Raw genomic sequence first — 26,723 nt, 5'->3', positions numbered from 1 at the left:
CCGCGTCGCCTGCGTGACGGGAAAGACCGACAGCCCGGCTTCGTCAATACCCGGCAGAGCTTGGGTCTGCTGCGGCACCGGCGCGATGTCCGTCATCACAGATCGTCGTCATCCGTGCCGAGGGCTTCGGCGAGAAGCGGATCATCGATGCTTTCCTCTTCCTCGTTGACGCGCACGTCCACGACGCGGGCACCGGGGAACTCGGACAGGAGCGCAGCGACAGTCGGATGCGAGCGGGCGTCGGAGAGAAGCTGGGCCTGCGTTGCCTCACGCTCCTCATGGATCGTCGGGCGGCCCTGCTCGCGGCTGACGGAAACGATCCAGCGCATGCCGGTCCATTCGGTCAGCTTGCGGCCGAATTCACCGGCAAGATCCGCACCTGCGTCCTTCGTCGGCTGGATCTCGATCCGCCCCGGCTCGAACTTCACCAGCCGCATCTGCCGCTCGATGGAGACCTTCAGCGGAATGTCGCGCCGCTCGGAGGCAAGCGCCGCGCAATCTGCCAGCGAGCGCAAGTGAACGGCGGGAGCCTGCTGGGCGGCAGGCTGCTGGACGGGCTGAGGAGACGGCTGAGCCATGGACTGGGCTGCGCCACCGGCAATGGCTGCAAGGCGCGGGGCGCCACCGCTCATCGTGGGGCCGGAGTAGCCACCCTGCCCTGCAGGACCATTCTGGCCGCCAGCCTGCGGCTGCATGCCGCCGCCCTGCATTCCGCTGCTCTGGCCACCACTTTGGCCAGAACCTTGCTGACCGCCCCCTGCGGCGCGCCGCCTGCCGGCAGAGCCGGGAAGCCACCGCTTTTCAGCAGCCTCAGCGCTTCTTCCGGATCCGGCAGATCAGCCGCATAGGCAAGGCGCACCAGCACCATGTCAGCGGCCGCCAGTGGCTTGGGCGCGGCCTGAACTTCGGAAATGCCCTTCAGCAGGATCTGCCAAGCCCGCGACAGGGCGCGCATCGACAGCTTTTCGGCAAACTCCCGCCCGCGCAGGCGCTCTGTCTCGGTGACGGAAACTTCCTCACCCGCCTTGGGCACGATCTTGAGCCGGGTCACCAGATGAGTGAAGTCGGCCAGATCCGTCAGCACGACCGCAGGGTCTCCGCCGATGGCGTATTGCCCGGCCAGCTCTTCCATCGCCTCGGCAATGCGTCCCGACATGAGATGACCGAAAAGGTCGATCACCCGCGCCCGGTCAGCAAGGCCCAGCATCTGCCGCACCTGATCCGCATCAATGTGACCGCCGCCATGGGCAATCGCCTGATCCAGCAAGGACAGACTGTCACGCGCCGAGCCTTCGCCCGCACGGGCGATCAGCGTCAGCGCATCATCGGAAATATCGATGGATTCCGCATTGGAAATGCGCCGCAGCAGGCCAACGAGCTTGGGCTGTTCGATGCGGCGCAGGTCGAACCGCTGACAGCGGGACAGCACCGTCACCGGAACTTTCCGGATTTCCGTGGTGGCGAAAATGAACTTCACATGCTCCGGCGGCTCTTCCAGCGTCTTAAGCAGGCCGTTGAAGGCCGCGTTGGAGAGCATGTGCACTTCGTCGATGATGTAGACCTTGTAGCGCGCCGAAGCGGGGCGGTAGCGCGCTGCGTCCGTGATCTCGCGAATATCGTTGATGCCGGTGTGCGAGGCGGCGTCCATCTCGATCACATCGACATGGCGGCCTTCCATGATGGCGCGGCAATGGGTGCCCTCGCGGGTGAGCTGCACCGTCGGGCGCTCCACCTCGCCGGGTATCTCATAGTTGAGGCCACGCGCCAGAATACGGGCGGTCGTCGTCTTGCCGACACCGCGCACACCGGTCAGCATCCAGGCCTGTGCAATACGCCCCGTTGCAAAGGCGTTTTCCAGCGTCTGGACCATCGGCTCCTGACCGACGAGATCGTCAAAGGTCTGGGGGCGGTACTTGCGCGCCAGCACCCGGTAGGCGCCGGACTGCTTCACTTCGCCAGAGGATGGGGCTGCAGGCACGGCAGGTGCAGGTTCAGCCGGAGCATCGCCAAACATGGAGATCGTCAGGTCATCCCGCTCATGCTCAGCAACCTGATCAAGGCTGTTGCCTCCGGGGCTGTCACCGTCCATGCCGCTCATCCAGCCCGCCTGTCCCCGTCTTGAATTCATGGAACCGGCGTCTTTGCGAAAGACAGCCGGAAGCCCCGCCGCGCCTGAGGCACGCGACGCGACGCCGTGGTGCATCTGCGCGGGGAAAAGGGTGGGAGGCTGGCACGGCGACCCGTGCCGGAACTCGTTGGGGCTGCTTCCTTCCGGACCTGACCCGGTTGGCGAGTGGCTCGTCCACCACCAACCTCCCGAGCCCCTTATATCAGAAGCACACGCCCCTTTGGCAAGGCCTCATATGCCAAAGGGGCAAACTTCATGACCGGAAAGAAATATATCCTTTCCAGACAATGACTTATAGAACGGAAACAGCTCAGTTTCCGCTGAGCGCCTCGTCGATCACGGCAATGGCCGCATCCACACCGCCGCTTTCATGCGCAATACCGAGGCGCCGCAGCCCCAGTTCCATGGCGGAAAGCGTGCCCAGAACCATCGCCGCATTCACATGGCCCATGTGGCCGATGCGGATGCCCTTGCCAGCCAGATCGCCAATGGCAATGCCGATGGTGATGCCGCAGACATCCTTGACGAAGCTGCGCAGCGGCGCCGGATCAACGCCGTTGAAACAGATGACGGACACGCTGTCCGACCGCTCTTCAGGCTTGAGAATATTCATCTCCAGCACACCCTTGCGGCCCCAGACCTCAACAGCGGCCCGCACCGCCCTTGCCAGAATGGCATGGCGGCGCCAGACGCCCTCCAGCGTTTCTTCCTCGATCAGCTCCAGTGACTTCTGGAAGGCGAAGAGCAGATGCTCCGGCGGCGTGCCGCAGTATTTCATGTAATGCTCCGGACCATCGCGGAAGGTCCAGTCCATATAGGCATTACGCAGCCCGGCGGTCTTGTGGGCGGCCAGCGCCTTCTGGCCAGCGACCACAAAGGCCAGCCCCGGAGGAGACATCAGCCCCTTCTGCGAACCGGCCATGGCGACATCCACGCCCCATTCATCCATCTCAAACGGCACGCAGCCGAGCGAGGCCATACAGTCCACCATCAGCAAGGCGCCATGCCCGCTGGCATCCATCGCTTTGCGAAGCGCCGGAATGTCGTTGAGTACGCCGGAGGCAGTATCCACCTGCACCACCAGAACGGCCTTGATTGCCCCTTCGGTATCAGCCTTCAGCCGCGCTTCCAGCGCCGCCGGATCAACGGCCTTGCGCCAGTGGCCGGGCAGGATTTCCACCTCGACGCCGATCAGCTCTGCCGCCTCGCCCCAGCCGATGGCAAAGCGGCCCGATTCGAGCACCAGCACCTTGTCGCCGCGTGACAGGGTGTTGGAAAGCGCTGCATCCCAGGTGCCGTGGCCATTGGCGATGTAGATATAGGGTTTGCCGGTGGTGCTGCGGAACATGCGGGAGATGCCCTTGAGGCAATCATCCGTCGTCTGCAGCAGCGGTCCTTCGTAGATATCGACAGCCGGGCGGTGCATGGCCCTCAGAACTTCGTCCGGCACGTTTGTCGGGCCCGGGATCATGAGGAATTCCTTGCCATACCGCAGCGTCATTTTTCTTAGCCCTGGAATTGTTGTCCTGAAGGTGGGAAGGTCAGCATAGCTGCCCGCGGAGCGAACTCAAGCGGCAACTCTGCCGCAGATTCAGGCGGGCAAACATTCATATCAGGCCGGGAAAATTGAAGTTTCTGGGGATTACGCCGTGCAAGGACAAGCTCCTCTGCGACGGGTCACGGCAGACATGGCAAAAGTTTAAGAAAGATTAAAATAAACGTCCCTGACCGTGATGCGCCACGCCTCACGGCGTTGAGGCGCACCCATCCCGGCAGGCCCATCATCCATGATTGCCGTTAAGGAACGTTCTGCACCGCTGATCCTCTGCATTGGCCATTCCGGCCTGCGGATTCCGCCGGCTATCGACAAACGCCTTTCGGCAACGGGCAGGCTGCAGGCCGACGCCTCCTGGCAAATGGACCAGCTGGTGGATTTTGCTGAAGACATTCAGGCGACGGTGATCTCAACCCCCATTTCCCGGCTTGTCGTGGATGTGGATGGCGATCCGGCAAGTTTTGGCCGCCCGTTCGAGGATGGCGCCCTGTCCATCTGCCCGGTGATGACGCTGGACGGAAAGCAGGTCTATCTGCCGAATGAAAATCCGGGCCGCTTTGAAATGGACGAGCGGCGGCGGCTCTATCATGCGCCATTCCACGATGCGCTCAGCGCCCAGATCAGGCGGTTGCGCGCCATCCATGGCCGCATCACGGTGATCAGCCTGCAATCCATGCGCAGCCGCATCAAGGGGCGCTATCCGGGCGATCTGCCGATGGTCAACATCGGCACGCTGCACGGGCGCAGCTGCCACGAGGATGTCGCCAGCCTCAGCATGACCATGCTGCATGACTTCACCGAAAAGACGTTCTCGGAAAATGACGCTGTAGGTGGCGGCTACATCGCCCAGACCTATGGCAGCCCCTCGGACGGGGTGCATGTACTGACGCTGGCGCTGGCGCTCAGGTCCTATATCCGTCACGAAAACCCGCCCTTCGAGATGGACAGGGAGCGCAGCCGGCAGACACGCATGGCTCTGCGCAACTTCTGCCAGAAGCTGATCGAGTGGGCCAACGGCAAGCGCAAGGCGCCGGCACGCGTGCTTCTGGATCACCTGCCAGACCTGTTGCAGGATTGACGCGCAACCGGCCAGATCAACCCCGAAAGGGTCCCGGCCGGAGTGACCAGCATTCAGGTGGTGGGGACCCGAATCGCAGGCCATCCGGCCGGAATAAAAACGGACAGCAGCAGCGGGCCTGCTGTCCGTGCCTGTTTCTTTTACGCAGACCTTAGAAAAAGGCCTGAAGACCGGTCTGGGCGCGGCCCAGGATGAGGGCATGCACATCATGCGTGCCTTCATAGGTGTTGACGGTCTCCAGGTTCTGCGCGTGACGCATCACGTGATATTCTTCCTGAATGCCGTTGCCGCCGTGCATGTCGCGGGCCTGACGGGCCACATCCAGCGCCTTGCCGCAGTTGTTGCGCTTGACGATGGAGATCATTTCCGGCGCCACCTTGCCTTCGTCGAACAGGCGGCCGACGCGCAGCGAACCCTGCAGGCCGAGCGCGATTTCCGTCTGCATGTCAGCAAGCTTCTTCTGGAAGAGCTGTGTCTGGGCGAGCGGGCGGCCGAACTGCTTGCGGTCCAGGCCATACTGGCGGGCACGGTGCCAGCAATCCTCGGCGGCACCCATGGCGCCCCAGGAAATGCCGTAGCGGGCGCGGTTGAGGCAGCCGAACGGCCCCTTGAGTCCGGAGACATTCGGCAGCAACGCATCTTCGGAGACTTCCACTCCGTCCATGACGATTTCGCCGGTGATGGACGCACGCAGGGAGAGCTTGCCGCCAATCTTCGGAGCAGACAGACCCTTCATGCCCTTTTCCAGCACGAAGCCACGGATGGCTCCGTCATGGGCTTCGGACTTGGCCCAAACAACAAACACATCGGCGATCGGCGAATTGGAGATCCACATCTTGGAGCCCTTGAGCCGGTAGCCGCCGTCGATCTTTTCGGCGCGGGTGCGCATGCCGGCCGGATCGGAGCCTGCATCCGGTTCGGTCAGGCCGAAGCAGCCGACGAACTCGCCGGAAGCCAGCTTGGGCAGATACTTCTTGCGCTGCTCCTCGGAGCCATAGGCATAGATCGGATACATCACCAGCGAGGACTGAACCGAGTTCATCGAGCGGTAGCCGCTGTCAACGCGCTCGATCTCGCGGGCAACAAGACCGTAGGAAACGTAGGATGCACCGGCGCAGCCGTATTCTTCCGGCAGGGTGACGCCGAGCAGGCCAAGTTCACCCATTTCGTTGAAGATCTCGCGGTCGGTCTTCTCATGGGCATAGGCTTCAAGCACACGCGGCAGCAGCTTGTCCTGCGCATAGGCGCGAGCGGTTTCCATGATGAGGATCTCGTCCTCGCTCAGCTGCTCGCGCAGCAGGAAGGGATCTTCCCAGGCAAAGGTACCGCCACCGGTGGGATCGGACTTGAGAGCTGCCATCACATTCCTCCGTCTCATGTATCAACCATCGGCACCATACCTCTACACGAGGCAAACGCCGGAATTGCGCGGACTATGCCTGCTGACAGGAGGCACGGGAAGAGATAAGTTCTCCGCAAGTCATGAGCCAACGGAATGAACTTCATGGTCAAACGCGCCTTCCTGCCGCCTGCCGATGCCCTGATCGCCTTTGAATGCGCGGCACGGCATGAAAGCTTCACCCGCGCAGCCGAGGAGCTGCATCTGACGCAGGGCGCGATTTCCAAACAGATCCGCCATCTGGAGCAGAGGCTGGGCGTGCCGCTGTTTGCCCGCGTTCGCCAGCGCGTGGTGCTGACCGATGCAGGACGGCTCTATCTTCATGAAGTCCGGGGCGCGCTGGACCAGCTGGGCGATGCCACACGGCAGGTCATGTCCTTTGCCGGCAGTGCAGACGTGCTCAATCTGGCGGTTCTTCCCACCTTCGGCACCCGCTGGCTCGCCCCGCGCCTTGCCGAGTTCCTGCGCCGGACACCGAAAGCTGCCCTCAACATTTCCATCCGCCTGCGGCCCTTCGACTTTGCCGAAGAGCCCTTCGACGGCGCGATCCACCATGGCGACCCGATCTGGGCGGGCGCCATTGTCGAGCCGCTGTTCCCGGAGGAATCCGTCGTGGTCTCCTCCCGCGCCTTCCGCGACCGGCACATGATCAGCGAGCCGCGTGATCTGCTGAAGGTGCCGCGCCTGCAGCTCTCCACGCGCCCCATGGCCTGGCGCGACTGGTTCGCCGCCATGGGGGTGGAGACGGACACGGCCTATCAGGGACCGCGCTTTGAGCAGTTCGGCATGATCGCAGAGGCGGCCGCCCATCACCTCGGCGTTGCGCTGATGCCCCGGCTTTTCATCGACGAGGAACTGGCGAGCGGCCGTCTGGTGCGCCTGTTCGGCCAGCCGCTGGACCAGAAGACCGCCTATCACTTCGTCTATCCGCAGGACCGGACCTTGCGCCCGGTGGTCGCCGCTTTCCGCGCCTGGCTGCACGAGGAAGCCCGCACCTCCCGCACCAGCCGCGAAAGCCAGCTTCCGGGCTAAGCCCTATACCTGCCGGCTGGCGGGGCTCTCAAGACTGGCGGCCGGACGCCGCTGGGCCAGCTGCCCGGCATGCTGGCCCACCAGAACGCTGCCCAGCACCAGCACCATACCGGCAATCTGCACCGCACTCAGGGTCTGGTCCAGAATGGCCCAGCCGAGGATCACCGCCATCAGCGGGCTGAGCAGGCCCAGCGGCGCGATTGCCGAAGGGCCAAGCAAGCCGATACCCCGGAACCACAGCATGTAGGTCAGGCCTGCGCCGATGAAGGTCATGTAGGCAAAACCCGCAATGTTCCAGCCCGTCAGTGGCGGCAGGGCCGGTTCCGTCAGGAGCGCTGCAGGGGCAAGCAGCAGTGCACCTGCGGCCAGCTGCCAGGCGGTCAGGGTCAGCGGGCTCACCTCCGGCTTCCAGTAGCGGGTCATGACCGTGCCCAGCGCCATGGAGACAGCCCCAGCACCTGCCGCCAGAAGACCGATGGGATCAAGCGCCGCCGTGGGCTTGAGCATCAGCATGCCGACGCCGACAACTCCGGCCACTCCTGCCAGAACGGCCAGCCAGGTCAGCCGCCCGTTGAGCAGGAAACGCGCCAGAACCAGCACGATGAGCGGCTGCATTGCACCCAGCGTTGCCGCCACACCGCCCGGCAGGCGATAGGCGCCCACATTCATCAAGGTCCAGAAGATGGAGAAGTTCAGCGCCCCCAGAACCAGCACCCGGAAGATCCAGCGCCCGCGCGGCAGCTGGCGGACGATCAGAAGCAGAAGAATGGCCGCAGGCAGCGCCCTGAGCAGAGCCAGCGTCAGAGGCCGGTCCGGCGGCAGCATTTCCGTGATGACAATATAGCTGCTGCCCCAGATGGCCGGGGCAAGCGCGGTGAGAACAAGCGTCAGGCGATGGTTCAGGCGGGAATTCATGTCAGATCCAGTGCGATGCGGCTCGGCCTCAGGTGGCCGCCGCTGGAGATCAGTGGTAATTCACGCAGCAAAGGATGATAATATGCAAGTTGGAACACTCATCCGTAACGTGAAGTGAACAATCAATGGACGGCATTCTCCGCCTCCGCCTGTTCCGCAGCATCGCCACACTTGGCAGCTTTGCTGCCGCTGCCCGCAGCCACAGCCTGTCTCCGGCCGCTGTCAGCAAGGCAATGTCGGAACTGGAGAGCGATCTTGGAGCCAGGCTCTTCCACCGCACCACCCGCCGCCTCAGTCTGACAGAGGCAGGCACGCTTTATCTCGACCAGATCCGCCGGGTTCTTGAGGATCTGGAAGAGGCGCAGCAGTCTGTTGGCAACCTCAGCTCCGAGCCGTCCGGTCTTCTGCGGGTGAGCGCCCCAATGACGTCCAGCCTTGTCCTCATCACCAGCCGTATCCCGGAATTTCTTGCACGCTACCCAAAAGTCTCACTCGACCTTGATCTGGACGACCGGCGCGTGGACCTTGTCCGGGACGGCTTCGACATGGCCCTGCGCGGCGGGCGGCGGGATGAGGACCGGGAGATGATCGTCAAGAAGCTCGGGTCGCTGCGACATGTTCTCTGCGCTTCGCCTGCCTATCTGGCCCATGCCGGTACACCGCTGGAGCCGGCAGACCTTGCCCGGCACGAGTGCATCCGTTTCACCTTGTCCGGCCACGCGGACGAATGGACCTTCCTGCGCAACGGCAAGGAGTACCGGCAACGGGTGAGCGGGCGCTACAAGGTTTCCTCCAGCCTTGCCGTCATGGATGCCCTGCGCGCAGGCTTTGGCCTCAGCCTCATTCCGCAGGCCTATGTGGCGGCGGATCTGGCAGCGGGAACGCTTGTCCGGCTGCTGCCGGAATGGGATATGAGCGAGGTGACGATCAACGCCGTCTACCCCTCACGCCGCCACATCCCGGCAAAGGTTCGCGCCTTCGCAGGCTTCATTGGCGACGTGTTGCGTGAAACCTTGCGAGATTGACCGGGCGATAAAATAGGTTACCTCTCCACACAGAAATTCCAACTGACCTCAGAAGGATCATCACCATGCCCATCGCATTCTGGTGCGTGCTCGCCGCCGCCTTCCTGCCCATCCTGTCTGTGGTCCCGGCCAAACTCACCAAAGACTTTAGCAACGCCCGCCCGCGCGATCCTGCTTTCTGGGCCGAAGGCTTCCGGGCACGGGCACAAGGCGCACAGGCCAATGGCTTCGAGGCCTTCCCGCTGTTTGCTGTGGCCGTGCTGGTGGCCTATCAGCAGGGGGCGATCCCTTCTGGATTGATGTTCTGGCAGCGGCCTTCATCGGGCTTCGCGGGCTTTATGTCCTGTGCTACTGGGCCGACAAGGCAACCCTGCGCTCGCTCGTATGGACTGCGGCAACCGCCTGTTCCGTCGCGATTTTCACCTGCCCTATCTGGAGCTGAAGGCCGCACAAAAACACACGCCACCGGAAAATTGCCTGGCTTTTGACAGAATGACGTCACAAGCCTCTGCAAGGCTGAAGGTTCATGACCATTGCGGGCAGATGCCAGGATCTGTAACCATCAGGCGATCAAAGGGCGCCGAGCGCCCGACTTGAGGATTGTTACCGTGCCGCGTTTCCAGCACCCTGATTCGGCCGTCCTGACCCAAGCACGCAGTGGCGAGGTGGATGATCCCTCCCGTCACATTGTGGACGTGCTGATTGCCGAGCGCGGCAAACATGTGATGGCCGCCCCGTGGTGGCCGCTGTTCCGGCCGGTTGCCTACCGGATGCTGCGTTATTTCGATGCGCTGGAGATGGCCGATGCCATCTCGAACCTTCCGGCCGAAGAGGTTTTCGCCCATCTGTCCAATCTGCTGCAACTGAAGCTGACCGTTCAGGGGTTGGAGCGCATTCCCGCAGAAGGCCCCTGCATTCTTGTCTCGAACCACCCGACAGGCATCGCGGACGGGGTGGCGCTGTTTGATGCAGTGAAAAGCCGCCGCCGGGACATTTCCATTTTCGCCAACCGGGATGCGGTGCGCATCAACCCGCGCCTTGCCAGCATGATTGTGCCGGTGGAATGGCGGGCCGATTTCAAGACCCGCGAAAAGACCCGCGAGACCCTCAGAAACGCGGCCTCAGCCTTTGAACGCAACCGGGCCGTGGTGCTATTCCCCTCCGGACGCCTCGCCTACATGAACGAGGGCAAGCTGACGGAACGGCCGTGGATGACCTCGGCTCTCGCCCTGGCGCGCCGCCATCAGGTGCCGGTGATTCCGATCCACATGGGCGCTCGCAATTCGCGCCTGTTCTATTTCCTCGCGAAGGTTTCAATCGAACTGCGCGACATGACCGTCTTCAACGAACTCCTGAACAAGAAGCACGCCCACTTCCGCTTCCACGTGGGCGAACCGCTGGCACCCGGCCAGCTGGACGGCGACCTTGCTGAAGTCACCAACCAGCTCCGCATCCACTGCGCCGAGACACTGGCGCAGGATCCAGATGCGCGGTTCAGCCTCTGAAGCCCCTCCGGCCGCAAAAACCTTGCCGTCTTGCACAGGTCATCCACAGGCTGTCATTGCCCGGGGCGGGCGAATAGGGGATGGTGCGGCGACGAAGGAATCACCTGTTCATGCCGCAAGCACAGCCTCGTCTCGCCGGGACAGAGTACACAGCACCGACTGAGGGCACTGCCACGCCCGCAGCGAAGGATCCTGCACAGGTTCTGGCTGATGTGTTCGGCTATCCCAGTTTCCGCGGACGCCAGCGCGAGGTGGTGGACACGCTGATCGCCGGGGGCGATGCGGTGGTGCTGTTCCCCACAGGCGCCGGCAAATCCATGTGCTTCCAGATCCCCGCACTCTGCCGCCCCGGAACGGGGGTGGTGATCTCGCCGCTGATTGCGCTGATGAAGGATCAGGTGGGTGCACTGACGGGTGCGGGCGTGCGCGCTGCCGCGCTCAATTCCTCCGTTCCGCCAGAAGAGCAGGCGCGCATTGCCGCAGACCTGCGCAACGGCACGCTGGATTTTCTCTATGTGACGCCTGAACGGGTGGCGACGGCCGGTTTCTCCCGCCTCTTGGATGGTGCGGCCATCTCGCTCTTTGCCATCGACGAGGCGCACTGCGTCAGCCAGTGGGGGCATGATTTCCGGCCGGAATACCTGCAGCTCGCGAGCCTTGCTGACCGCTATCCCGGCGTGCCGCGTGTGGCGCTGACCGCCACCGCCGATCCGCACACGCAGGAGGATATCCGCGTCCGGCTGAAGCTCGAGACGGCGCAAGTCTTCACCACCTCCTTCGACCGGCCCAACATCCGCTACGAGATCGTCGAGCGGGTGAATCAGCGCCAGCAGCTTCTGGATTTCCTCAAGCGCCACAAGGGCGAGAGCGGCATCGTCTATTGCCTGTCCCGCGCCAAGGTGGAAGATATCGCAGGCTGGCTGAACGAAAAGGGCATCCGCGCCCTGCCCTATCACGCGGGGCTCGACCGGGAGATCCGCGAGGCCAATCAGGACGCCTTCCTGCTGGAGGAAAACCTCGTTCTGGTGGCGACCGTCGCTTTCGGCATGGGCATCGACAAGCCGGACGTGCGCTTCGTCGCCCACCTCGACCTGCCGTCTTCCGTCGAAGCCTACTATCAGGAAACCGGCCGTGCGGGCCGTGATGGCGCACCGGCCGAGGCCTGGATGGCCTATGGCATGGCCGACATGGTGCAGCGCCGCCGCATGATTGCCGAAGGCGAAGCGCCGGAAGAGGTGAAGCGGGCGGAAACCGCCAAACTCAACGCCCTTGTCGGTATTTGCGAGACAGCCGGATGCCGCCGTCAGGCGCTGCTGGCCCATTTCGGTGAGACCTATCCCAAGCCTTGCGGCAACTGCGACACCTGCCTCTCACCGGTGGAAACCTGGGACGGAACGGAAGCTGCCGCCAAGTTCCTCTCCGCCATCTACCGCACCGGCCAGCGCTTTGGCGCGGGCCATGTGATCGACGTGCTGCTGGGCAAGGAAAACGACAAGATCGCCCGCTTCGGCCACGACAAGCTGTCGGTCTATGGCATCGGCAAGGATCTTTCGCCGAAGACCTGGCAATCGGTGGCGCGCCAGCTTGTCGCCATGGGCCTTGTCGGGGTGGATCACGCCAATTACGGCGCGCTGGTGCTGACGGACGAATGCCGCGCCGTGTTCCGCAACGAGCGCAAGGTGCTGCTGCGCCGTGACCGGGCTGCATCCAGCCTCAAAGCCTCGCGCGGAGAACGGTCGGCCAGCCTTGCCGATGATCTTGATCCGGAAGACCGGCTGCTGTTCGAGCGCCTGCGCCGCCTGCGCACCCAGATCGCACGGGAAAACGAAGTGCCGCCCTATGTGGTGTTCCCGGATGCAACGCTTGCCGGTATAGCCATCGCCCGGCCCGTGACCTCCCACGCCCTGCTCGCTGTCTCCGGCGTCGGCCAGTCGAAGCTCGATCGCTACGGATCGCAGATCATCGATCTGGTCGAGGCCTTTGAAGCGGGCGTGTGAGGCGCTTCACCCCTTCGGCTGCCAGCCTTCCGGCGCCATTTCGAAGCCCTCGAAGGTGAAACCGGGGGCAACCGAGCAGCCCACGAGCGTGAAATCGCCAAGGCTTTGCGCCTGCTGCCAGGCATGGCGCGGCACCACCGCCTGAGGGCGCTGGCCTGCGGCCAGATCGGGCCCGAGTGTCACGAGCTCCACGGGCCCCTCGCCGCCGCTGATCAGAAGTTCCAGCGGCGCGCCGCCGTACCAGTGCCATACCTCCACCGCATCCACCTTGTGCCAGCGTGACAGCACGCCCTCCGGCAGCAGGAAGTAGATCGCCGTCGAAGCCGGGCGACCTGATGCATCGCAAGCCGGATCGCGGAAGGTCTCGGCGTAATAACCGCCTTCGGGATGCGGCTGCATGCCCAGAGTCTCGATGATTCCGGCGGCGGTGAATCCGGTCAGCGGTCTCATGGCTCAGAACCTGTCCTTGCGTCCCCGCAGTTCCGCGAAGACTTCGGCAGGGCTGGCCCCTGCCATGCCGAGGGCGGCGGCAAGCCCCGGATCACCCGCCCGCAGGAACGGATTGGTTGCCCGTTCCTGTTCCATGGTGGTTGGCAGGGTAGCCAGATGCTCCGCCCGCAACCGCTCCACTTCTGCTACCCGTTCCTTCAGGGCAGCGTTATCCGGATCAACACTCAGGGCAAAGCGCCCATTGGAGAGGGTGTATTCGTGGCCGCAGTAGATGACTGTATCATCCGGCAGGCGGCGGTTCAGCTTGTCGAGCGAGGCCCACATCATTTCCATGTCGCCCTCGAAAACGCGGCCGCAGCCCAGCGAGAACAAGGTGTCGCCCGTATGGATGACGCCCGCCTGCTCGAACCACCAGGAAATCTGATCGAGCGTATGACCGGGCGTCGAGATGGCCTCCACCTTCAGCTCGGCAATGTGGAAGATGTCTCCATCTTCCACCACTTCATCAAGGCCTGAAATCTTGTCCCGCGACAGGCCTGGGCCGATGACCCGGGCACCCGTCGCTTCCTTTAGCGGCACCAGTCCCTGCACATGGTCCCAGTGATGGTGAGTGATCAGAATATGGGTCAGACGCCAGCCGGTTTCCGCCAGTTCCGCCAGATAGGGCGCAGCATCCGGCACATCGATGGCAATCACCGATCCGCTCTCCGGATCACGTGCCAGCACACCGTAATTGTCGGACAGGCAGGGAAACTGCCTGATCTGAAGCCGCGCCATTCTGTCTCTCCCGTTGTTGAATCCGGCCCGCAGAGTGGCAAATGCCGCAGGCTGGGGCAAGGGCGATCGGGTCATTAGCCCTTGCGTCTTGCGCCAAGGCAAGGTTCAATCGCGCCGAATTGAACCGGGCAGGCCATGTATCTCGACGTCGGCGATCTCAGAACCTTTTATGACCTGCCACTTGGCCGTTTGCTGCGCAGCCTGATCGGAGCGCGGGTGCGGGCGCTTTGGCCCAGTGCCAAGGGGAAAGCCTTTTGGGCATCGGCTATGCCGGGCCGTTTCTGCGCCCCTACATGGATGAGGCGGAGCGCTGCGTGGCGGCCATGCCTGCCGCGCAAGGCGTCGTGCACTGGCCGCGCGAGCGGGCCAATGCCTCGGTTCTGGTGGAAGCGGACCAATTGCCGTTCTGCGACAGCTTCTTCCAGCGCGCCATCATGGTGCATGCACTGGATATGGCCGGAGATCCGGCTGCGCTGCTGCGCGAGGCGTGGCGCGTGCTTGTGCCGGGCGGCAAGTTGATCGTCATCGTGCCAAACCGGCGCGGTGTGTGGGCGCGGGCGGAAACCTCGCCCTTCGGTTATGGCCGCCCGTTTTCCAAGAGCCAGATCCAGGCGTTGCTGCAGAGCTGCCAGTTCGACGTGATCTCGAAGGAAGAAACGCTCTACATTCCGCCGGTGAAGTCGAAGGTCATCCTGCGCTCGGCACGCACCTGGGAAACCGTTGGCCGGGCGCTCTGGCCGGCCTTTGCCGGGCTGCTGGTGATCGAGGCGCAGAAGCGGCTTTACAAGCCTGCCCAGGCCGATGGCGGCAAACGCAGCGTGCTGCGGGTGCTCAGGCCCGTCTTTGTGCCGGAGACCGGCGTCACTCCCGGCCTCAATCCGCACCGGCGCGACAGAACACCACCGCGCCGCAAGTGAAGCTCAGCGGCGCAGCAGGAACACCGCCTGCTCGCCCACCAGATTCCACAGCCACCAGGGCGCATTGAAACTGATGCGCGAACCTTGCCCGTTAAGTGCAACAGCCTTGACCACTGTTGCATCCAGCTCATCCACCAGCGCGACAAAATCGCGGATGGAACAGAAGTGGATGTTGGGCGTGTCATACCACTGATACGACAGATACTTGGTCACAGGCATGCGGCCGCGCAGCAGGAGCTGCATGCGGTTGCGCCAATAGGCGAAATTCGGGATCGACACGACCACCTGCCCGCCGATGCGCAGCAGTTGCTCCATCACGCCCTTGGGATCGCGGGTGGCCTGCAGCGTCTGGCTGAGGATCACCACGTCGAAGGCATTGTCCGGATAGTCGGCAAGGTCCGTGTCCGCATCGCCCTGCACCACGGACAGTCCGCGTGCCACGGCCTTGTTCACCCCGCCCTGCGACAATTCCATTCCGCGCCCGTCGACACGGCGCCGCTCGGCCAGAAGCTGCAGCAGCGCCCCATCCTCACAGCCCACGTCCAGCACTCGCGCGCCTTCGGGCACAAGGTCGCACATGACAAGGTGATCGCCGCGCGGCTGGTTCAGTGTTCCGCCTGTGTTGCCGTTTGCCATCTTATGCCTCTCCCGGTCCGGCGATGCCGCGTGCGGCGGCTGCTCCCGTGAGGAAGCCGCGCACGGTGCGGAACATTTCCGGCTCATCCAGCAGGAAGGCATCGTGGCCGCGGTCACTGCTGATCTCCACGAAGGAGACGTTGGCCGCAGCTGCATTCAGCGCCCGCACCACTGCCTTGCTCTCTGAGGTCGGGAACAGCCAGTCCGAAGTGAAGGACATGACGCAGAAGCGGGTCGGCGTATGCAGGAAGGCCTTGCTCAGGACCCCGTCATGCTCTGCCGCCAGATCGAAATAGTCCATCGCCCTTGTCACATAGAGATAGGAATTGGCATCGAACCGGTCGACGAAGGTCATGCCCTGATGGCGCAGATAGCTCTCGATCTGGAAATCGGCGTCAAAGCCGAAGGTCAGAGCTTCCCGGTCCTGAAGGTTGCGGCCGAATTTCTGATGCAGGGACATGTCGGACATGTAGGTGATATGCGCGGCCATGCGCGCCACAGCCAGCCCCTTGCTGGGGCGGGTGCCATCGGCGAGGTAGCAGCCGCCGCGCCAATCCGGGTCAGCCATTACAGCCTGACGGCCCACCTCGTGGAAGGCAATGTTCTGCGAAGAATGGCGGGCCCCTGTGGCAATCGGAACGGCGGAGAAGACCCGTTCCGGGAACAGCGCCGCCCATTGCAGCACCTGCATGCCGCCCATGGAGCCGCCCACCACGGCAAACAGGGTTTCGATGCCCAGATGATCCACCAGCCGGGCCTGTGCCCGCACCATGTCGCGGATGGTCACCACCGGCATGGTCAGCGCATAGGGCTGACCGGTCTCCGGATTGGTGGAAGCCGGGCCCGTCGTGCCCATGCAGCCGCCCAGCACATTGGCGCAGATGACGAAGAAGCGGTCCGTGTCCACCGGTTTGCCGGGCCCAACCAGCATCGTCCACCAGCCGGGCTTGCCGGTCACCGGATTGCGCGAGGCAACATACTGGTCGCCGGTCAGCGCGTGGCAGATGAGAATGGCGTTGCTGCGGTCCGCATTCAGCGTTCCGTAAGTTTCATAGGCGATCTGCCAGTTGGCCAGCATGCCGCCCGCATCCAGCGGCAGGGCCTGATCCGGGCCGAAGCGCAGGCACTGGCTGCTCGGCGTGTCGATTTCCCGCCGTTGCGCCTTTTCCAGATCGGCAAGGCTTGCGGTAACTGCAGCTGCACCGTCCCGCAGGATCGAAGTCTGAGGTGTATCGGTCATGCCGGACGCATCATCCCGTTTTCACTGGCCGTTCCACTGGCCGTTCTCACGCGCCATTTCCCCGAGAGTGATCCGCCCTGCCGGGCAGCAAAGGCCTCACTGCGGCAATAGCACGCCACCATCTTCAAGGGGTTGTTAGCTAGGGTTCGCGGGGCCACGGTGTCAACGTTTTCTTTTGCTTTCCGCCCGCTTGCTGCCTATGACTATCGCCAAATGCGACGCATGTTTCAGGAAGGCATTTCCCGCCCATGGCCAGTGATCAGACCCAAGGCACCGCTCTCGACAGCCTGCGCCAGCGCATTGACGTGCTCGACGCCGAGCTGCACCGCCTGCTGATGGAGCGGGTGCGCGTGATTGACGGCATCGTCGCGGCCAAGCGCGCCAGCGGCGCAGACGGCGTGATGTTCCGCCCGGACCGGGAAGCCGATATGATGCGCCGCATGGTCGAGCGCCACGAAGGCAGCCTGCCGCTGACCAGCGCCGAACATCTGTGGCGCGAGATCATCACCGCCTGCACCCGCCTTCAGGGCGAATTCCAGGTGCATCTGGACGGGTCAGCCGACATCGCCGCCATGCGCGATGCCGCCCGCTTCTACTTCGGCTTTGCCGTGGAGATGGAAACAGCAGGCGATCCGGCCGATGTGGTCGGCTCGGTTGCGGCCTCCCATTCGGACCTTGGCGTCATTGCCCTGACTGAGCGGGCCGAACTGCCCTGGTGGCGCGGCCTTGGCCAGGATGGGGCGCAGATCATCGCCCGCCTGCCCTTCTTCGTCGCCGAAGAACGCCCGGCGGATCTGGCTTCCGTTGTCATCAGCCGCCCCATTCCGGGGGCCGGCATGCCGGACACGGCGGTCTATGATGCACGATGGCGCGGCGTCCTCCCCGGCAGCCTTATGGATTCAGGCCTCGAGATCCTGAGCTTCTTCCGCCATGCCGACGGCGTGGATGCCCTGCTGGCCGCCTCCGGCGACATCAGCGAGGATGAGGTTCTGACGCTCTGCCGCGAGGCTGGAGCCGAGCCAGACGTGCTGCGTTTCGTCGGCGGTTACGCCTCTCCCATCGACATCGATGAGGGCGAAGCCGACGAGCTTGACGATTTCGCCGAAGACGCAGACTGATATTTGCCCCGCAGCCCTTTTTAAAGACAGCGGCCAAACACACGAGAGACAGAGACACTTCCATGGACAGCGCCAGCAAATCCCGCCCTCAACCGCGCGCAGGCATTCTCGACATCGCCCCCTACGTTCCCGGCAAGTCCAAGGCCTCGGGCACCGGCAAGGTGCACAAACTGTCCTCGAACGAATCTCCGCTGGGTGCCAGCGATGCGGCCAAGAAGGCCTATGCCGAAGTGGCATCGAAGCTGGAGCTTTATCCGGACGGCGCATCGACCGCCTTGCGTGAAGCCATCGGCGAGGTGATGGGCATCAACCCGGAGCGCATCATCTGCGGCGCCGGGTCGGACGAGATCCTGACGCTCATTGCCAACACCTATCTGGCGCCGGGCGATGAGGCGATCTATTCCGAGTTCGGCTTCCTCGTCTATCCGATTGCCATCCGCGCCGCCGGTGCAACGCCCGTAGTCGCGCCGGAAAAGAACCTCACGACCGATGTGGACGCGATCCTTGCCCGCGTGACGGAGAAGACCAAGATGGTCTTCCTCGCCAATCCGAACAATCCGACGGGCACCTACATTCCCTTTGACGAGGTGCGCCGCCTGCATGCGGGCCTGCCCTCCCACGTGGTGCTGGTGCTGGATGCGGCCTACGCGGATTATGTGCGGCGCAATGACTACGAGAGCGGCATCGAGCTGGTGGCGACCTCGAACAATGTCATCATGACGCGCACCTTCTCCAAGATCTATGGCCTTGCCAACCTGCGCCTCGGCTGGGGCTTCGGCCCGGCAGAGATGATTGACGCCATGAACCGTATCCGCGGGCCGTTCAACGTCTCCGGACCCGCCATGGCGGCTGGCATTGCCGCGATCCGCGACCGCGCCTTTGTCGACGCAGCCATTGCTCACAACGAGACCTGGATGGCCTGGACGGCGGCAGAGATCGAAAAGCTCGGCCTCAAGACCACGCCCAGCGTCGGCAACTTCCTGCTCATCCACTTCCCGGATGAGGATGGCAAGCGCGCCGCCGATGCCGATGCCTATCTGTCGGAACATGGCCTGATCCTGCGGATGGTTGCCAACTACGGCCTGCCGGGCGCGCTGCGTCTATCCATTGGCACCGAGGAAGCCAACAAGGCAGTGGTTGCCGCCCTTGCCGGTTTCATGGCGCGCTGAAGGCGCCAAGCCCTGATGGCCCGGCGCAGCCCAAGCGGCAGCCGGGCCAAACCCATTTGAAGACACCAGACAAGACATGTCAGATCCCCATTTTCAGCGCGTTGCCCTGATCGGCATCGGCCTCATCGGCTCCTCCCTCGCCCGCGTCATCCGCGAAAAAGGCCTGGCGGGGACCATCACCATCTCGACCCGCTCGGCGCCGACACTGGCCCGCGCGGAAGAGCTGGGACTTGGGGACCGATACTGCCTTTCGGCTGCGGACGCGGTGAAGGATGCGGATCTGGTGGTGGTCAGCGTGCCGGTTGGCGCTTCGGAAGAGGTGGCAAAAGCAATCGCGCCGCATCTGAAGCCGGGCGCGATCCTGACGGACGTGGGCTCCACCAAGGGCTCGGTCGTCTCGCAGATGGCCCCGCATGTGCCGGAGGGCGTGCATTTCATCCCCGGCCACCCGATTGCAGGTACGGAGCATTCCGGCCCGGATGCGGGCTTTGCCGCGCTGTTCCAGAACCGCTGGTGCATCCTGACGCCCATGCCGGACACGGACGCCAGGGCGATTGAAAAGCTTGCAGCCTTCTGGACCGCTTGCGGCTCCAACGTGGACACCATGGACCCGCAGCACCACGATCTGGTGCTCGCCATCGTCTCGCATCTACCGCATATCATTGCCTACAACATCGTCGGCACGGCCGATGATCTCCAGACCGTTACAAAGTCGGAAGTGATTAAGTACTCGGCGTCAGGCTTCCGTGACTTCACGCGTCTGGCAGCGTCCGATCCCATCATGTGGCGCGACGTCTGCCTGCACAACAAGGATGCGATCCTTGAAATGCTGGCGCGGTTCTCGGAGGATCTGTCTGCCCTGCAAAGGGCGATCCGCTGGGGCGACGGTCAGGCTCTGTTCGACCTTTTCACCCGCACGCGCGGCATCCGGCGTTCGATCATCGAGGCCGGTCAGGAAACCCCGGCCCCGGACTTTGGCCGTCAGGCCACAGCACCTGGTGCGGGCGAATAGGTCAGAAGTTACACCTTCACATCCGTCTGCAACACGACGCTGACGGATGTGGAAGCAAAGCTGATGGCTGTCTTATTGATGGAAACCGAAACACCGGACGTACCCGCCGGCATGCCGGTTTCCGCGCCTTGAGACCCGTTGAGACCTGTAAAGAGATTAGCGATGCCGCCGGCACTGCCCTCGACGCCCGGCATGCCCTGAGCCTCGAGCTGGGCCGTGCGAAACTCATTGAGCGCGTCACGCCCCTCGTCCATCTCCCGCTTTGCCGCCTCCAACTCCTTGCGCTGCTCCTCGTCATCCCTATCGGAAAGAGCCCCGATCTGCTCGGCCAGAAGATCGATCTGCTTTTCCAGATCGCGCAGCTTGTCGTAATCGGCCTGCTTGCGGGCACTGCCGTCATAGGCGCTGCCATAAGCCTTCACGGTCACTTGCGTGCTGTTGTAGGTGGCGATCGCCTCCCGGACCTGCAGCAGCAGCTGCGCCTGGGTCTCCTCCTGCGATCCTGCAGCCTCCCCCTCAGCAGACTGCCCTTGCGCGCTTGCGCCGCCCGAAGCCTGAGCCGTGGAGACTGAAGCGTTATTCGCCATAGGGTCAGAACCGGCGGGCAGACCCAGCAGGGCATTGGCGGTCTCGACCGCCAGTTCCCCTTCTGCCAGCACAGCGGTTGCCGATGCGTCAGACAGGGACGAACTTGAAGATGAGGCAGAAAGAGTGATTGAAGAGCCGGCACCCGGCTGCCCAGCTGCCGTCTTGCTCCCACCATCAGAAAGTGACTGGGCCGCCAGCTTGAAATCCTGGCCGAGTTGTTTCAACTCGCGGATCAGTGCTTTGGCCTGTGCAGGGCTGGCAAATTTCAGCCGTTCCTTGAGAGCTTCGATACGCTGCTCGATGCGGGCAATCTTATCGGTCCGCTGATCATCCTTGGCCTTGGCCACCGCATCTTCAAGCGAATTGCCGAGCTGCAGCAGTTCCTCGACACCTTCAAGAAACTCCTCGGAGAACTCGCCAAGTACCCCGTTCTTGGCAATGGACAGAAGCTTCGCGTCCTGCTTGTCGAGGCGGCCCTGCGCCACGTTGCTGGACGTCGCCCCCTTTTGCTCCATGACAGTCATGGACTGGCTTCGGGTTTGCGGCTTGTCTTGTGTCTGCGCACGCTGAGACTGGGCGGCCAACGGGTTCGGAGAGGCAGAAAGGGGTGACAGCATAGCATTTTCTCCTTTCCGAACCGGCGTGCGTCTCCTCGCAGAACAGGCCAATTGGCCGCAGGGAAGCAGCCTTTGCGCCTCCGCCTCGGCGGATTATTCCATCATACGGTCACGTCCGTACGAAGATTGAGTGTAAGTGGCACAGACAGTGCCATGACCGGCATGCCAACGCCACCTGAAACTGAAGGGCCCGGAGTCACAGCGCCCACCGGGCCGGCTGGCGCCTGCGCATCGGAGACAGCCACGTCTGCGGCCCCATCATCGGGCGCAATCCCGCCTGTGCCGGCTTCAGCATCAGCCTCGTCTTCACCGCCGCCAGCAAGCTCCGAATTGCGCAGCCGCTCCAGCACATAACCGTCAAGAGCCTTCTGTCCTTCAGCCAGCTCACGCTTGGCTTTTTCCAGTTCGCGGCGCTGCTCCGGATCATCCTTGTCCGCCAGCGCCTCGATCTGCTTGGCGATGAGGTCGATTTCCTTCTTCAGCTTGCTCAGCTTGTCATGATCACCGGATTTGATGGCTGCGTCAGCTGCGGCCCGGTCTGCCGCCTGCTTGCGCTCTGCCTTGTCCTGATCGGAAGGTTTTGCTGCGGTATATCCGGCGATCGCCTCGCGCATGCTGGTCTGGAGCGCAAGCGCCTTGCCGTCATCTTCATTGCCGGCAATTGCCTCAGCTCCCGCCGTTGCATCTGCATCATCAGTTTCAGAGGAGGCCTGTTGGGTTTCTCCGGTGGCGGAAGCCGTTGCGTCTCCTTCGCCGCCAGCATCCACAGCAGGCTGGGCATTTGAAGTCTGGTTAGCTTGGGTCTGAGCAGCACCAGCGTCTGCACCCTGGGCCTGAGACACGGCAGCACCGGTCCCGCCTGCCGCACTCTGCGCCGCGGAGTTGGCACCCACACCAGCCGTCTGAGCGCCGGTTCCGCCAGCCCCGGTGGCACCAGCAACAGCCGAAGTGCCGGCCGCGGCCGTTACCGGGATCGCGGTTGCACCGGTCATGGCGGCAGATGCCCCGCCGCCACCGCTGGAAAGCGACTGAGCCGCTTCCTTGAATTCCTTGCCGAGCTCCTTCAGCTCACGGATCAGAGCGCGTGCCTGGGCAGGCGTCGCGAACTTGAGCCGCTGCTTGAGCGACTCGATCTTCTGCTCGATCTGGGCAATCTTGTCGGCGCGCTTGTTGTTGTCAGACTGGGAGGCCGAGTTCTTGAGGGTGTCACTAGCCTGCTTTGCTTCGCTCAGCTGCTTGACGACGCCGTCCACGGCCTCATCCTGACCGCCCGTTGACTTCTGAGCTGCAGCCGCCGCAAAAGCTTCTGCTTGCCTGGCTTTGGTCACTTCAAGAGGATTGGCAGCAACAGAGGACCCCTCGGCGCCTTTCTCCCGGTTGAAAATACCTGCAGTGCCGATGATAGATCTTTGAGCGGGTGAAAATGAGACCGACATGATGCCCTCTGGCCCATATTGTAACGACCTGCGGTCGCTCCCTACTCAGCAACCAGCTTGGATTGTGCCGCCAAAAAGGTTAACGGCACATTAAGATTTGCGCAATTCCGGATACAGATGCACATTCCCTGCAACTTTTGCCCATTCCCGGATAGAGAAAATTAGGGAGTAGGCTTCTAACTTCACCCTGGGTTAATCGGGGGCAGGGATGAAAGAGCTGAAGTGGGCAGCAAATCTTCGTCTGATTGGCAGTTCCATTCTTGTTGCGATTGTTTTCGTGACATTGACGGCGTCCTTTCTGAGCACGGCCGTGGACCACTGGATCCGCCATGATGCGCAGATTGAGACAATCGGGTTAGCGGAGGCCCTGCAAGAACGGCTGCCACAGCTTGAGGCGATGATTGGCGGTTCATTTCCTCCAGATTCTGACGCAACAGTTCTGCAGCTCATTCAATCTCTTAGCCGTGCCAGCCATGTAACGCTCGCAACGCCGGAAGGAGAGCCTGTCCTGATACTGACAGGCGGTCAGGTGCTTGCAGCTTCCGGCCTGGAGAGCCGGGTCCATGCGGGAGATGCAGGCACGCCCTATACGCGGGTCGAGACAATTAAGGACAACGGCACGGCATCCGTTATCGCCGTTACGGCCATGATCCTGCAGCGCCAAGGCCAACCGGCAGGCATTCTCGAGACACGGATCGACGAAACGGCTCTCGCAGACAGTCTTCACCAGGACCTTCTGATCGCCAGCATCATTCTTGCCAGCGTCCTGGGCCTCACCTTCACCATCGGTTATTCCTGGCTGAGCGAGGCCGTCCGCTCACGCAACGCCTCTGAGGAGAGGGCGGAGTTTCTGGCCAGCCACGATGGCCTGACAGGCCTGCTGAACAAAACAGCCTTCCAGGCCAAGCTGGATGCAGCGCTCGAAGAGCTAGAAACAAGCCAGGCAATCGCCCTGCATCATCTGGACATAGACCGCTTCAAGCGCATCAATGACGATCTGGGCGAAGAAGGGGCAGACAAGCTGATCCGTCTCGTCGCGCTGCGCCTGTGTGATCAGGTCAGGCCCTGCGATATCCTGGCCCGGCTTGGCGGTGATGAGCTTGTCATCGCACAATGCGGCATTGCCCATCCCGCACAGGCCGAAGCCTTTGCCCGGCGGCTGGCAGAGCGGCTGTCCGAACCCTATGCGCTGGAAGGGCGCGAGATCCGAATCTCGGTCAGCATCGGCTGCAGTCTTGCCCCGCTCCATGCCCGGCAGGCCCAGGACCTGATGAACAAGGCCGGCATGGCCCTGCAGTTCATAAAGGCCACAGGCCAGCGGGGCTTCGGCATTTTCCGAGAAACGATGGAGGACGAACTCCTTGGGCGCAGGGATCTCGAGGGGCTTGTGCGCAGCGCCCTGCGCAAGGACCTGTTCAGCCTGCATTTTCAACCCATCGTGAGCCTGCCCAACGGCCGAATCTCTGGATTTGAAGCGCTGCTTCGGCTGACCAGCGAGGCAGGCACACCGGTTTCACCCGATCTCTTCATTCCGGTGGCGGAAGACCTGGGTCTCCTGCCGGAGACTGGCGAGTGGGTGCTGAATAAGGCCTGTGAAACAGCCGCAGGCTGGCCGGACGGGATCTCCGTAGCTGTGAACCTGTCCCCCTCGCAGTTTGCTACCGGCGGCCTGCCCCGTCAGGTTCAGGCTGCGCTGACAGCAAGCGGCCTTGCGCCGGAGCGGCTGGAGCTGGAGATTACCGAAGGCATCCTGCTGAAGGATACGGACGCAATCCTGCAGCAGCTGACCGAACTGAAAGCACTTGGCGTCACCATCGTCATGGACGATTTCGGCACTGGCTACTCCAGTCTCAGTTATCTGTGGCGCTTCCCCTTCGACAAGCTCAAGATCGACCGCAGCTTCATGGAGGCTTATTCCCATTCGGGCGAGACCATCCAGCAGATCCTCAGGGCCATCGTCGCGCTCGGCCGCGCCCTGAAAATGCAAGTTACGATCGAGGGCATCGAGACCCCGTTCCATGCTCGCGCCGTCAAGGATCTGGCAATCGACAATCTGCAGGGCTACCTGTTCGGAAAGCCGATGGCAGACGTGGAAATCCCCAACGCAATGCTGAACGGTTTCATGAACACGATGAATGCACCGTCCGAAACGGCAGGCCCCGTTCGCCTGCAGCCACCCACAGGGCAGAAGACCAGCGCAGGCTAAAGCGGGAAGGCTTAGCGATCACGGAAGGCAACGAAGGCGGCAATCTCTGCCAGCCTCTGGCTGCCCTCGCCGGCTCCCGCCACCAGTTGCTCCGCCTCAGCCACAAGGCCTGCGAGAATGGCGCGGGTACGCTCGGGCCCATAGAGGCTGACCAGCGTCGCCTTGCCGGCCTCGGCATCCTTGCCCGTCGCCTTGCCCATGACTTCCGGCGAAGCCTCCAGGTCCAGCAGGTCATCGGCCAGCTGAAAGGCAAGGCCAATGATCTCCCCGAAGCGCGTCATCCGCGCCACATCTTCAGAGGAAGCGCCGGCCAGAACCGCACCGGCCCGGCAGGCATAGCGCAGCAGCGCGCCGGTTTTCATCGCCTGCAAGGTGCGGATCTCGTCTTCGGACAGCTGCCGGTGCTCCGCCGCCAGATCCAGCATTTGTCCGCCCGCCATGCCGCCAACACCGGAAGCGCGCGCCAGCTCCTGCGACAGCTGCAGCCGGACGGACGGATCCGCATGAACTGCGGGCTCTGCGATCAGATCGAAGGCCAGCGTCAGAAGGGCATCGCCCGCGAGAATGGCAGCTGCTTCGTCAAAGGCCTTGTGAACGGTCGGCTGCCCCCGGCGCAGGTCATCATCATCCATCGCCGGAAGGTCATCATGGACCAGCGAATAGCAATGAACGCATTCCAGCGCCGCCGCAGCGAGCAGCACCCCGTCATCCCGGCGCCCGAAGGCCGCCGCCGTTTCGGCCATCAAAAGCGGGCGCAGGCGCTTGCCGCCGTTGAGCGAGCCATGGCGCATTGCAGCCAGCAGGCGCTCCGGGCGCAGAACCTCGCCCGGCCGCGGCTCGTCCGACAGCACCTTGCCCAGAACCGCATCCATCTGCTGCGCCATCACGCGCAGGCTTTCCTCAAGCCACGTCATTGCATCTGCCCTTCACGCAAGGCTCCAACCGGATGCCCTCGTCACCCGAAACCGCCCCGCCGTCAAGACGGCTTGCACATCTTCCGCCCGGCTTTGACGCAAGCCCCAACCGCATGTAGAAACGGCAGGAAGGCACGAGGCGGCATGCACCCGCCGCAATGGTGAGGAGCAGCGTTCCTTTGGCCCAGGAAGATGGCTTGCCAGGCAGCACGACCAGCCCGCCCGATGGACCGGAAGCCACCGGACCGGAAGAGACTGCCAGTATGCCGCGCAACCGGACAAGACGCAGTCTGAAGATAACGCGCATCCTCCTCTGGGTGCTGCTGGTGCTGGTGCTTGCCCCGCCCGTATTGACCGTCATCTATTCCATTGTGCCCCCTATCAGCACGCTGATGATCAGCCGCTACGCACAGGGCCTCTGGGTGGACCGGCAGTGGCGCACGCTCGACCAGATATCCCCGCATCTGGTGCGTGCCGTCATCACTTCGGAAGACGCAAGGTTTTGTGAGCATGATGGCGTCGACTGGGATGCCTTGCATGGCCAGATACAGAAGCTGAACGCGGGCGAAGACGCACGCGGAGCTTCCACCATCACCATGCAGCTGGCCAAGAACCTGTTCCTGTGGGGCGACCGCAGCTTCATACGCAAGGGCCTGGAGCTGCCCACAGCGTTGATGATCGACCAGATCCTGACCAAGCGCCGGATCATGGAACTTTATCTCAACATCGCAGAATGGGGCGAGGGCATTTTCGGGGCGGAAGCGGCAGCGCAGGCCTGGTTCGGCAAGTCCGCGGCAGATCTTACCCCTGCCGAAGCCTCGCGCCTTGCCACTGCCCTGCCCAATCCGATCCTGCGCAATCCAGCCCGGCCCGGCCGTGGCCATGCCCGGCTGGCCAGCACGAATCAGCGCCGCGCCGCCTCTGCGGGCAATATTTTCGACTGCGTTCTGGCCAGCAGATGAGGCGGTGAAGAAAAATTCCGTTATGGACTGGCAAAAGCCTTCAGTTG

At 63.1% G+C, this 26,723-nt stretch carries 22 protein-coding genes, 1 other RNA gene and 1 pseudogene; 12 read left to right on the top strand and 12 right to left on the bottom strand.

Going from position 1 to position 26,723, the window contains the following annotated elements; translation table 11 throughout:
- Positions 1 to 95: 95 nt before the first annotated feature.
- The 3 genes and pseudogenes from ACQB61_RS20355 to ACQB61_RS20345 form a co-directional block, all read right to left on the bottom strand.
- Positions 96 to 2,014 (bottom strand): annotated as a pseudogene (locus ACQB61_RS20355) (DNA polymerase III subunit gamma/tau).
- A 205-nt stretch (positions 2,015 to 2,219) separates the two neighbouring features.
- Positions 2,220 to 2,317: signal recognition particle sRNA small type (gene ffs / locus ACQB61_RS20350), an RNA gene on the bottom strand.
- Positions 2,318 to 2,438: 121 nt separating this feature from the next.
- Positions 2,439 to 3,629: a pyridoxal-phosphate-dependent aminotransferase family protein gene (locus ACQB61_RS20345; protein WP_430514094.1), complete on the bottom strand. Its 1,191-nt coding sequence runs from the start codon at positions 3,627 to 3,629 to the stop codon at positions 2,439 to 2,441.
- 286 nt (positions 3,630 to 3,915) lie between these two features.
- On the opposite strand from ACQB61_RS20345, the gene ACQB61_RS20340 reads away from it, so the two are divergent.
- Positions 3,916 to 4,761 (top strand): N-formylglutamate amidohydrolase, encoded by an 846-nt coding sequence (locus ACQB61_RS20340; protein ID WP_430514093.1) that lies wholly within the window; start codon positions 3,916 to 3,918, stop codon positions 4,759 to 4,761.
- 151 nt (positions 4,762 to 4,912) lie between these two features.
- Here ACQB61_RS20340 and ACQB61_RS20335 read toward each other — a convergent pair whose 3' ends face one another.
- Entirely contained in the window at positions 4,913 to 6,121 is a 1,209-nt protein-coding gene (locus tag ACQB61_RS20335) for an acyl-CoA dehydrogenase (protein WP_430514092.1), read from the bottom strand.
- Positions 6,122 to 6,256: 135 nt separating this feature from the next.
- Here ACQB61_RS20335 and ACQB61_RS20330 point away from each other — a divergent pair, with 135 nt between their 5' ends.
- A complete protein-coding gene (locus ACQB61_RS20330) occupies positions 6,257 to 7,192 on the top strand; it encodes a LysR substrate-binding domain-containing protein (protein ID WP_430514091.1) in 936 nt (311 codons plus the stop codon).
- A 3-nt stretch (positions 7,193 to 7,195) separates the two neighbouring features.
- Here ACQB61_RS20330 and ACQB61_RS20325 read toward each other — a convergent pair whose 3' ends face one another.
- Entirely contained in the window at positions 7,196 to 8,107 is a 912-nt protein-coding gene (locus tag ACQB61_RS20325) for a DMT family transporter (protein WP_430514090.1), read from the bottom strand.
- Positions 8,108 to 8,232: 125 nt separating this feature from the next.
- On the opposite strand from ACQB61_RS20325, the gene ACQB61_RS20320 reads away from it, so the two are divergent.
- The 4 genes from ACQB61_RS20320 to recQ all read left to right on the top strand — a co-directional run bounded on the left by ACQB61_RS20320 (position 8,233) and on the right by recQ (position 12,634).
- Positions 8,233 to 9,132: a LysR substrate-binding domain-containing protein gene (locus ACQB61_RS20320; protein ID WP_430514089.1), complete on the top strand. Its 900-nt coding sequence runs from the start codon at positions 8,233 to 8,235 to the stop codon at positions 9,130 to 9,132.
- Positions 9,133 to 9,197: 65 nt separating this feature from the next.
- The gene (locus ACQB61_RS20315; RefSeq protein ID WP_430514088.1) at positions 9,198 to 9,620 is read left to right on the top strand and encodes an MAPEG family protein; all 423 of its coding nucleotides are present in this window, start codon (positions 9,198 to 9,200) and stop codon (positions 9,618 to 9,620) included.
- A gap of 120 nt (positions 9,621 to 9,740) precedes the next feature.
- Positions 9,741 to 10,637, top strand: coding sequence for a GNAT family N-acetyltransferase (locus ACQB61_RS20310; protein WP_430514087.1), 897 nt, complete (start codon positions 9,741 to 9,743; stop codon positions 10,635 to 10,637).
- A gap of 110 nt (positions 10,638 to 10,747) precedes the next feature.
- Positions 10,748 to 12,634 carry a DNA helicase RecQ gene (gene recQ, locus ACQB61_RS20305; protein WP_430514086.1) on the top strand — a complete coding sequence of 629 codons (1,887 nt, stop codon included), beginning with the start codon at positions 10,748 to 10,750 and terminating at the stop codon, positions 12,632 to 12,634.
- Positions 12,635 to 12,640: 6 nt separating this feature from the next.
- On the opposite strand, the gene ACQB61_RS20300 is transcribed toward recQ, so the two are convergent.
- Both ACQB61_RS20300 and gloB read right to left on the bottom strand, forming a co-directional pair.
- The gene (locus tag ACQB61_RS20300) at positions 12,641 to 13,084 is read right to left on the bottom strand and encodes a cupin domain-containing protein (RefSeq protein WP_430514085.1); all 444 of its coding nucleotides are present in this window, start codon (positions 13,082 to 13,084) and stop codon (positions 12,641 to 12,643) included.
- A 3-nt stretch (positions 13,085 to 13,087) separates the two neighbouring features.
- On the bottom strand, positions 13,088 to 13,861 hold the full coding sequence (gloB, locus tag ACQB61_RS20295) for a hydroxyacylglutathione hydrolase (RefSeq protein ID WP_430514084.1): 774 nt from the start codon (positions 13,859 to 13,861) through the stop codon (positions 13,088 to 13,090).
- A 254-nt stretch (positions 13,862 to 14,115) separates the two neighbouring features.
- Here gloB and ACQB61_RS20290 point away from each other — a divergent pair, with 254 nt between their 5' ends.
- A complete protein-coding gene (locus ACQB61_RS20290) occupies positions 14,116 to 14,778 on the top strand; it encodes a class I SAM-dependent methyltransferase (protein WP_430514083.1) in 663 nt (220 codons plus the stop codon).
- A gap of 3 nt (positions 14,779 to 14,781) precedes the next feature.
- Here the strand turns inward: ACQB61_RS20290 and metW are convergent, their stop codons facing one another.
- Positions 14,782 to 15,414: a methionine biosynthesis protein MetW gene (metW, locus tag ACQB61_RS20285; protein ID WP_430514082.1), complete on the bottom strand. Its 633-nt coding sequence runs from the start codon at positions 15,412 to 15,414 to the stop codon at positions 14,782 to 14,784.
- Position 15,415: 1 nt separating this feature from the next.
- Entirely contained in the window at positions 15,416 to 16,654 is a 1,239-nt protein-coding gene (metX, locus tag ACQB61_RS20280; RefSeq protein ID WP_430514081.1) for a homoserine O-acetyltransferase MetX, read from the bottom strand.
- Between the two features lie 248 nt (positions 16,655 to 16,902).
- Between metX and pheA the strand changes: the two genes are divergently transcribed.
- The 3 genes from pheA (at position 16,903) to ACQB61_RS20265 (ending at position 19,953) form a co-directional block, all read left to right on the top strand.
- The gene (pheA, locus tag ACQB61_RS20275) at positions 16,903 to 17,772 is read left to right on the top strand and encodes a chorismate mutase (protein ID WP_430514080.1); all 870 of its coding nucleotides are present in this window, start codon (positions 16,903 to 16,905) and stop codon (positions 17,770 to 17,772) included.
- Positions 17,773 to 17,834: 62 nt separating this feature from the next.
- Entirely contained in the window at positions 17,835 to 18,941 is a 1,107-nt protein-coding gene (hisC, locus tag ACQB61_RS20270; protein WP_430514079.1) for a histidinol-phosphate transaminase, read from the top strand.
- Between the two features lie 76 nt (positions 18,942 to 19,017).
- Positions 19,018 to 19,953, top strand: coding sequence for a prephenate/arogenate dehydrogenase family protein (locus ACQB61_RS20265; protein ID WP_430514078.1), 936 nt, complete (start codon positions 19,018 to 19,020; stop codon positions 19,951 to 19,953).
- An 8-nt stretch (positions 19,954 to 19,961) separates the two neighbouring features.
- Here the strand turns inward: ACQB61_RS20265 and ACQB61_RS20260 are convergent, their stop codons facing one another.
- On the bottom strand, positions 19,962 to 21,158 hold the full coding sequence (locus tag ACQB61_RS20260; RefSeq protein WP_430514077.1) for a hypothetical protein: 1,197 nt from the start codon (positions 21,156 to 21,158) through the stop codon (positions 19,962 to 19,964).
- A 101-nt stretch (positions 21,159 to 21,259) separates the two neighbouring features.
- Positions 21,260 to 22,411: a hypothetical protein gene (locus tag ACQB61_RS20255; RefSeq protein WP_430514076.1), complete on the bottom strand. Its 1,152-nt coding sequence runs from the start codon at positions 22,409 to 22,411 to the stop codon at positions 21,260 to 21,262.
- Positions 22,412 to 22,802: 391 nt separating this feature from the next.
- Between ACQB61_RS20255 and ACQB61_RS20250 the strand changes: the two genes are divergently transcribed.
- Complete coding sequence (locus ACQB61_RS20250; protein ID WP_430514075.1) at positions 22,803 to 24,800, top strand: putative bifunctional diguanylate cyclase/phosphodiesterase; 1,998 nt, start codon at positions 22,803 to 22,805, stop codon at positions 24,798 to 24,800.
- 11 nt (positions 24,801 to 24,811) lie between these two features.
- On the opposite strand, the gene ACQB61_RS20245 is transcribed toward ACQB61_RS20250, so the two are convergent.
- The gene (locus ACQB61_RS20245; RefSeq protein WP_430514074.1) at positions 24,812 to 25,714 is read right to left on the bottom strand and encodes a polyprenyl synthetase family protein; all 903 of its coding nucleotides are present in this window, start codon (positions 25,712 to 25,714) and stop codon (positions 24,812 to 24,814) included.
- 263 nt (positions 25,715 to 25,977) lie between these two features.
- On the opposite strand from ACQB61_RS20245, the gene mtgA reads away from it, so the two are divergent.
- Complete coding sequence (mtgA, locus tag ACQB61_RS20240) at positions 25,978 to 26,676, top strand: monofunctional biosynthetic peptidoglycan transglycosylase (protein ID WP_430514434.1); 699 nt, start codon at positions 25,978 to 25,980, stop codon at positions 26,674 to 26,676.
- The last annotated feature ends 47 nt before the right edge of the window (positions 26,677 to 26,723 follow it).

It is taken from the genome of Pannonibacter phragmitetus, from assembly GCF_050510895.1.
In the GTDB taxonomy this organism is placed as follows: domain Bacteria; phylum Pseudomonadota; class Alphaproteobacteria; order Rhizobiales; family Stappiaceae; genus Pannonibacter; species Pannonibacter phragmitetus_B.
Note: the sequence above shows the minus strand (reverse complement) of the source record. Positions and strands in the feature narration are given on the sequence as shown.

Bases quoted from the DNA above. Each gene is read 5' to 3' on its own strand.
- ACQB61_RS20345 (WP_430514094.1), bottom strand. From the start codon at position 3,629: ATGACGCTGCGGTATGGCAAGGAATTCCTCATGATCCCGGGCCCGACA.
- ACQB61_RS20340 (WP_430514093.1), top strand. From the start codon at position 3,916: ATGATTGCCGTTAAGGAACGTTCTGCACCGCTGATCCTCTGCATTGGC.
- ACQB61_RS20335 (WP_430514092.1), bottom strand. From the start codon at position 6,121: ATGGCAGCTCTCAAGTCCGATCCCACCGGTGGCGGTACCTTTGCCTGG.
- ACQB61_RS20330 (WP_430514091.1), top strand. From the start codon at position 6,257: ATGAACTTCATGGTCAAACGCGCCTTCCTGCCGCCTGCCGATGCCCTG.
- ACQB61_RS20325 (WP_430514090.1), bottom strand. From the start codon at position 8,107: ATGAATTCCCGCCTGAACCATCGCCTGACGCTTGTTCTCACCGCGCTT.
- ACQB61_RS20320 (WP_430514089.1), top strand. From the start codon at position 8,233: ATGGACGGCATTCTCCGCCTCCGCCTGTTCCGCAGCATCGCCACACTT.
- ACQB61_RS20315 (WP_430514088.1), top strand. From the start codon at position 9,198: ATGCCCATCGCATTCTGGTGCGTGCTCGCCGCCGCCTTCCTGCCCATC.
- recQ (WP_430514086.1), top strand. From the start codon at position 10,748: ATGCCGCAAGCACAGCCTCGTCTCGCCGGGACAGAGTACACAGCACCG.
- ACQB61_RS20300 (WP_430514085.1), bottom strand. From the start codon at position 13,084: ATGAGACCGCTGACCGGATTCACCGCCGCCGGAATCATCGAGACTCTG.
- gloB (WP_430514084.1), bottom strand. From the start codon at position 13,861: ATGGCGCGGCTTCAGATCAGGCAGTTTCCCTGCCTGTCCGACAATTAC.
- metW (WP_430514082.1), bottom strand. From the start codon at position 15,414: ATGGCAAACGGCAACACAGGCGGAACACTGAACCAGCCGCGCGGCGAT.
- metX (WP_430514081.1), bottom strand. From the start codon at position 16,654: ATGACCGATACACCTCAGACTTCGATCCTGCGGGACGGTGCAGCTGCA.
- pheA (WP_430514080.1), top strand. From the start codon at position 16,903: ATGGCCAGTGATCAGACCCAAGGCACCGCTCTCGACAGCCTGCGCCAG.
- hisC (WP_430514079.1), top strand. From the start codon at position 17,835: ATGGACAGCGCCAGCAAATCCCGCCCTCAACCGCGCGCAGGCATTCTC.
- ACQB61_RS20265 (WP_430514078.1), top strand. From the start codon at position 19,018: ATGTCAGATCCCCATTTTCAGCGCGTTGCCCTGATCGGCATCGGCCTC.
- ACQB61_RS20260 (WP_430514077.1), bottom strand. From the start codon at position 21,158: ATGCTGTCACCCCTTTCTGCCTCTCCGAACCCGTTGGCCGCCCAGTCT.
- ACQB61_RS20250 (WP_430514075.1), top strand. From the start codon at position 22,803: ATGAAAGAGCTGAAGTGGGCAGCAAATCTTCGTCTGATTGGCAGTTCC.
- ACQB61_RS20245 (WP_430514074.1), bottom strand. From the start codon at position 25,714: ATGACGTGGCTTGAGGAAAGCCTGCGCGTGATGGCGCAGCAGATGGAT.
- mtgA (WP_430514434.1), top strand. From the start codon at position 25,978: ATGCCGCGCAACCGGACAAGACGCAGTCTGAAGATAACGCGCATCCTC.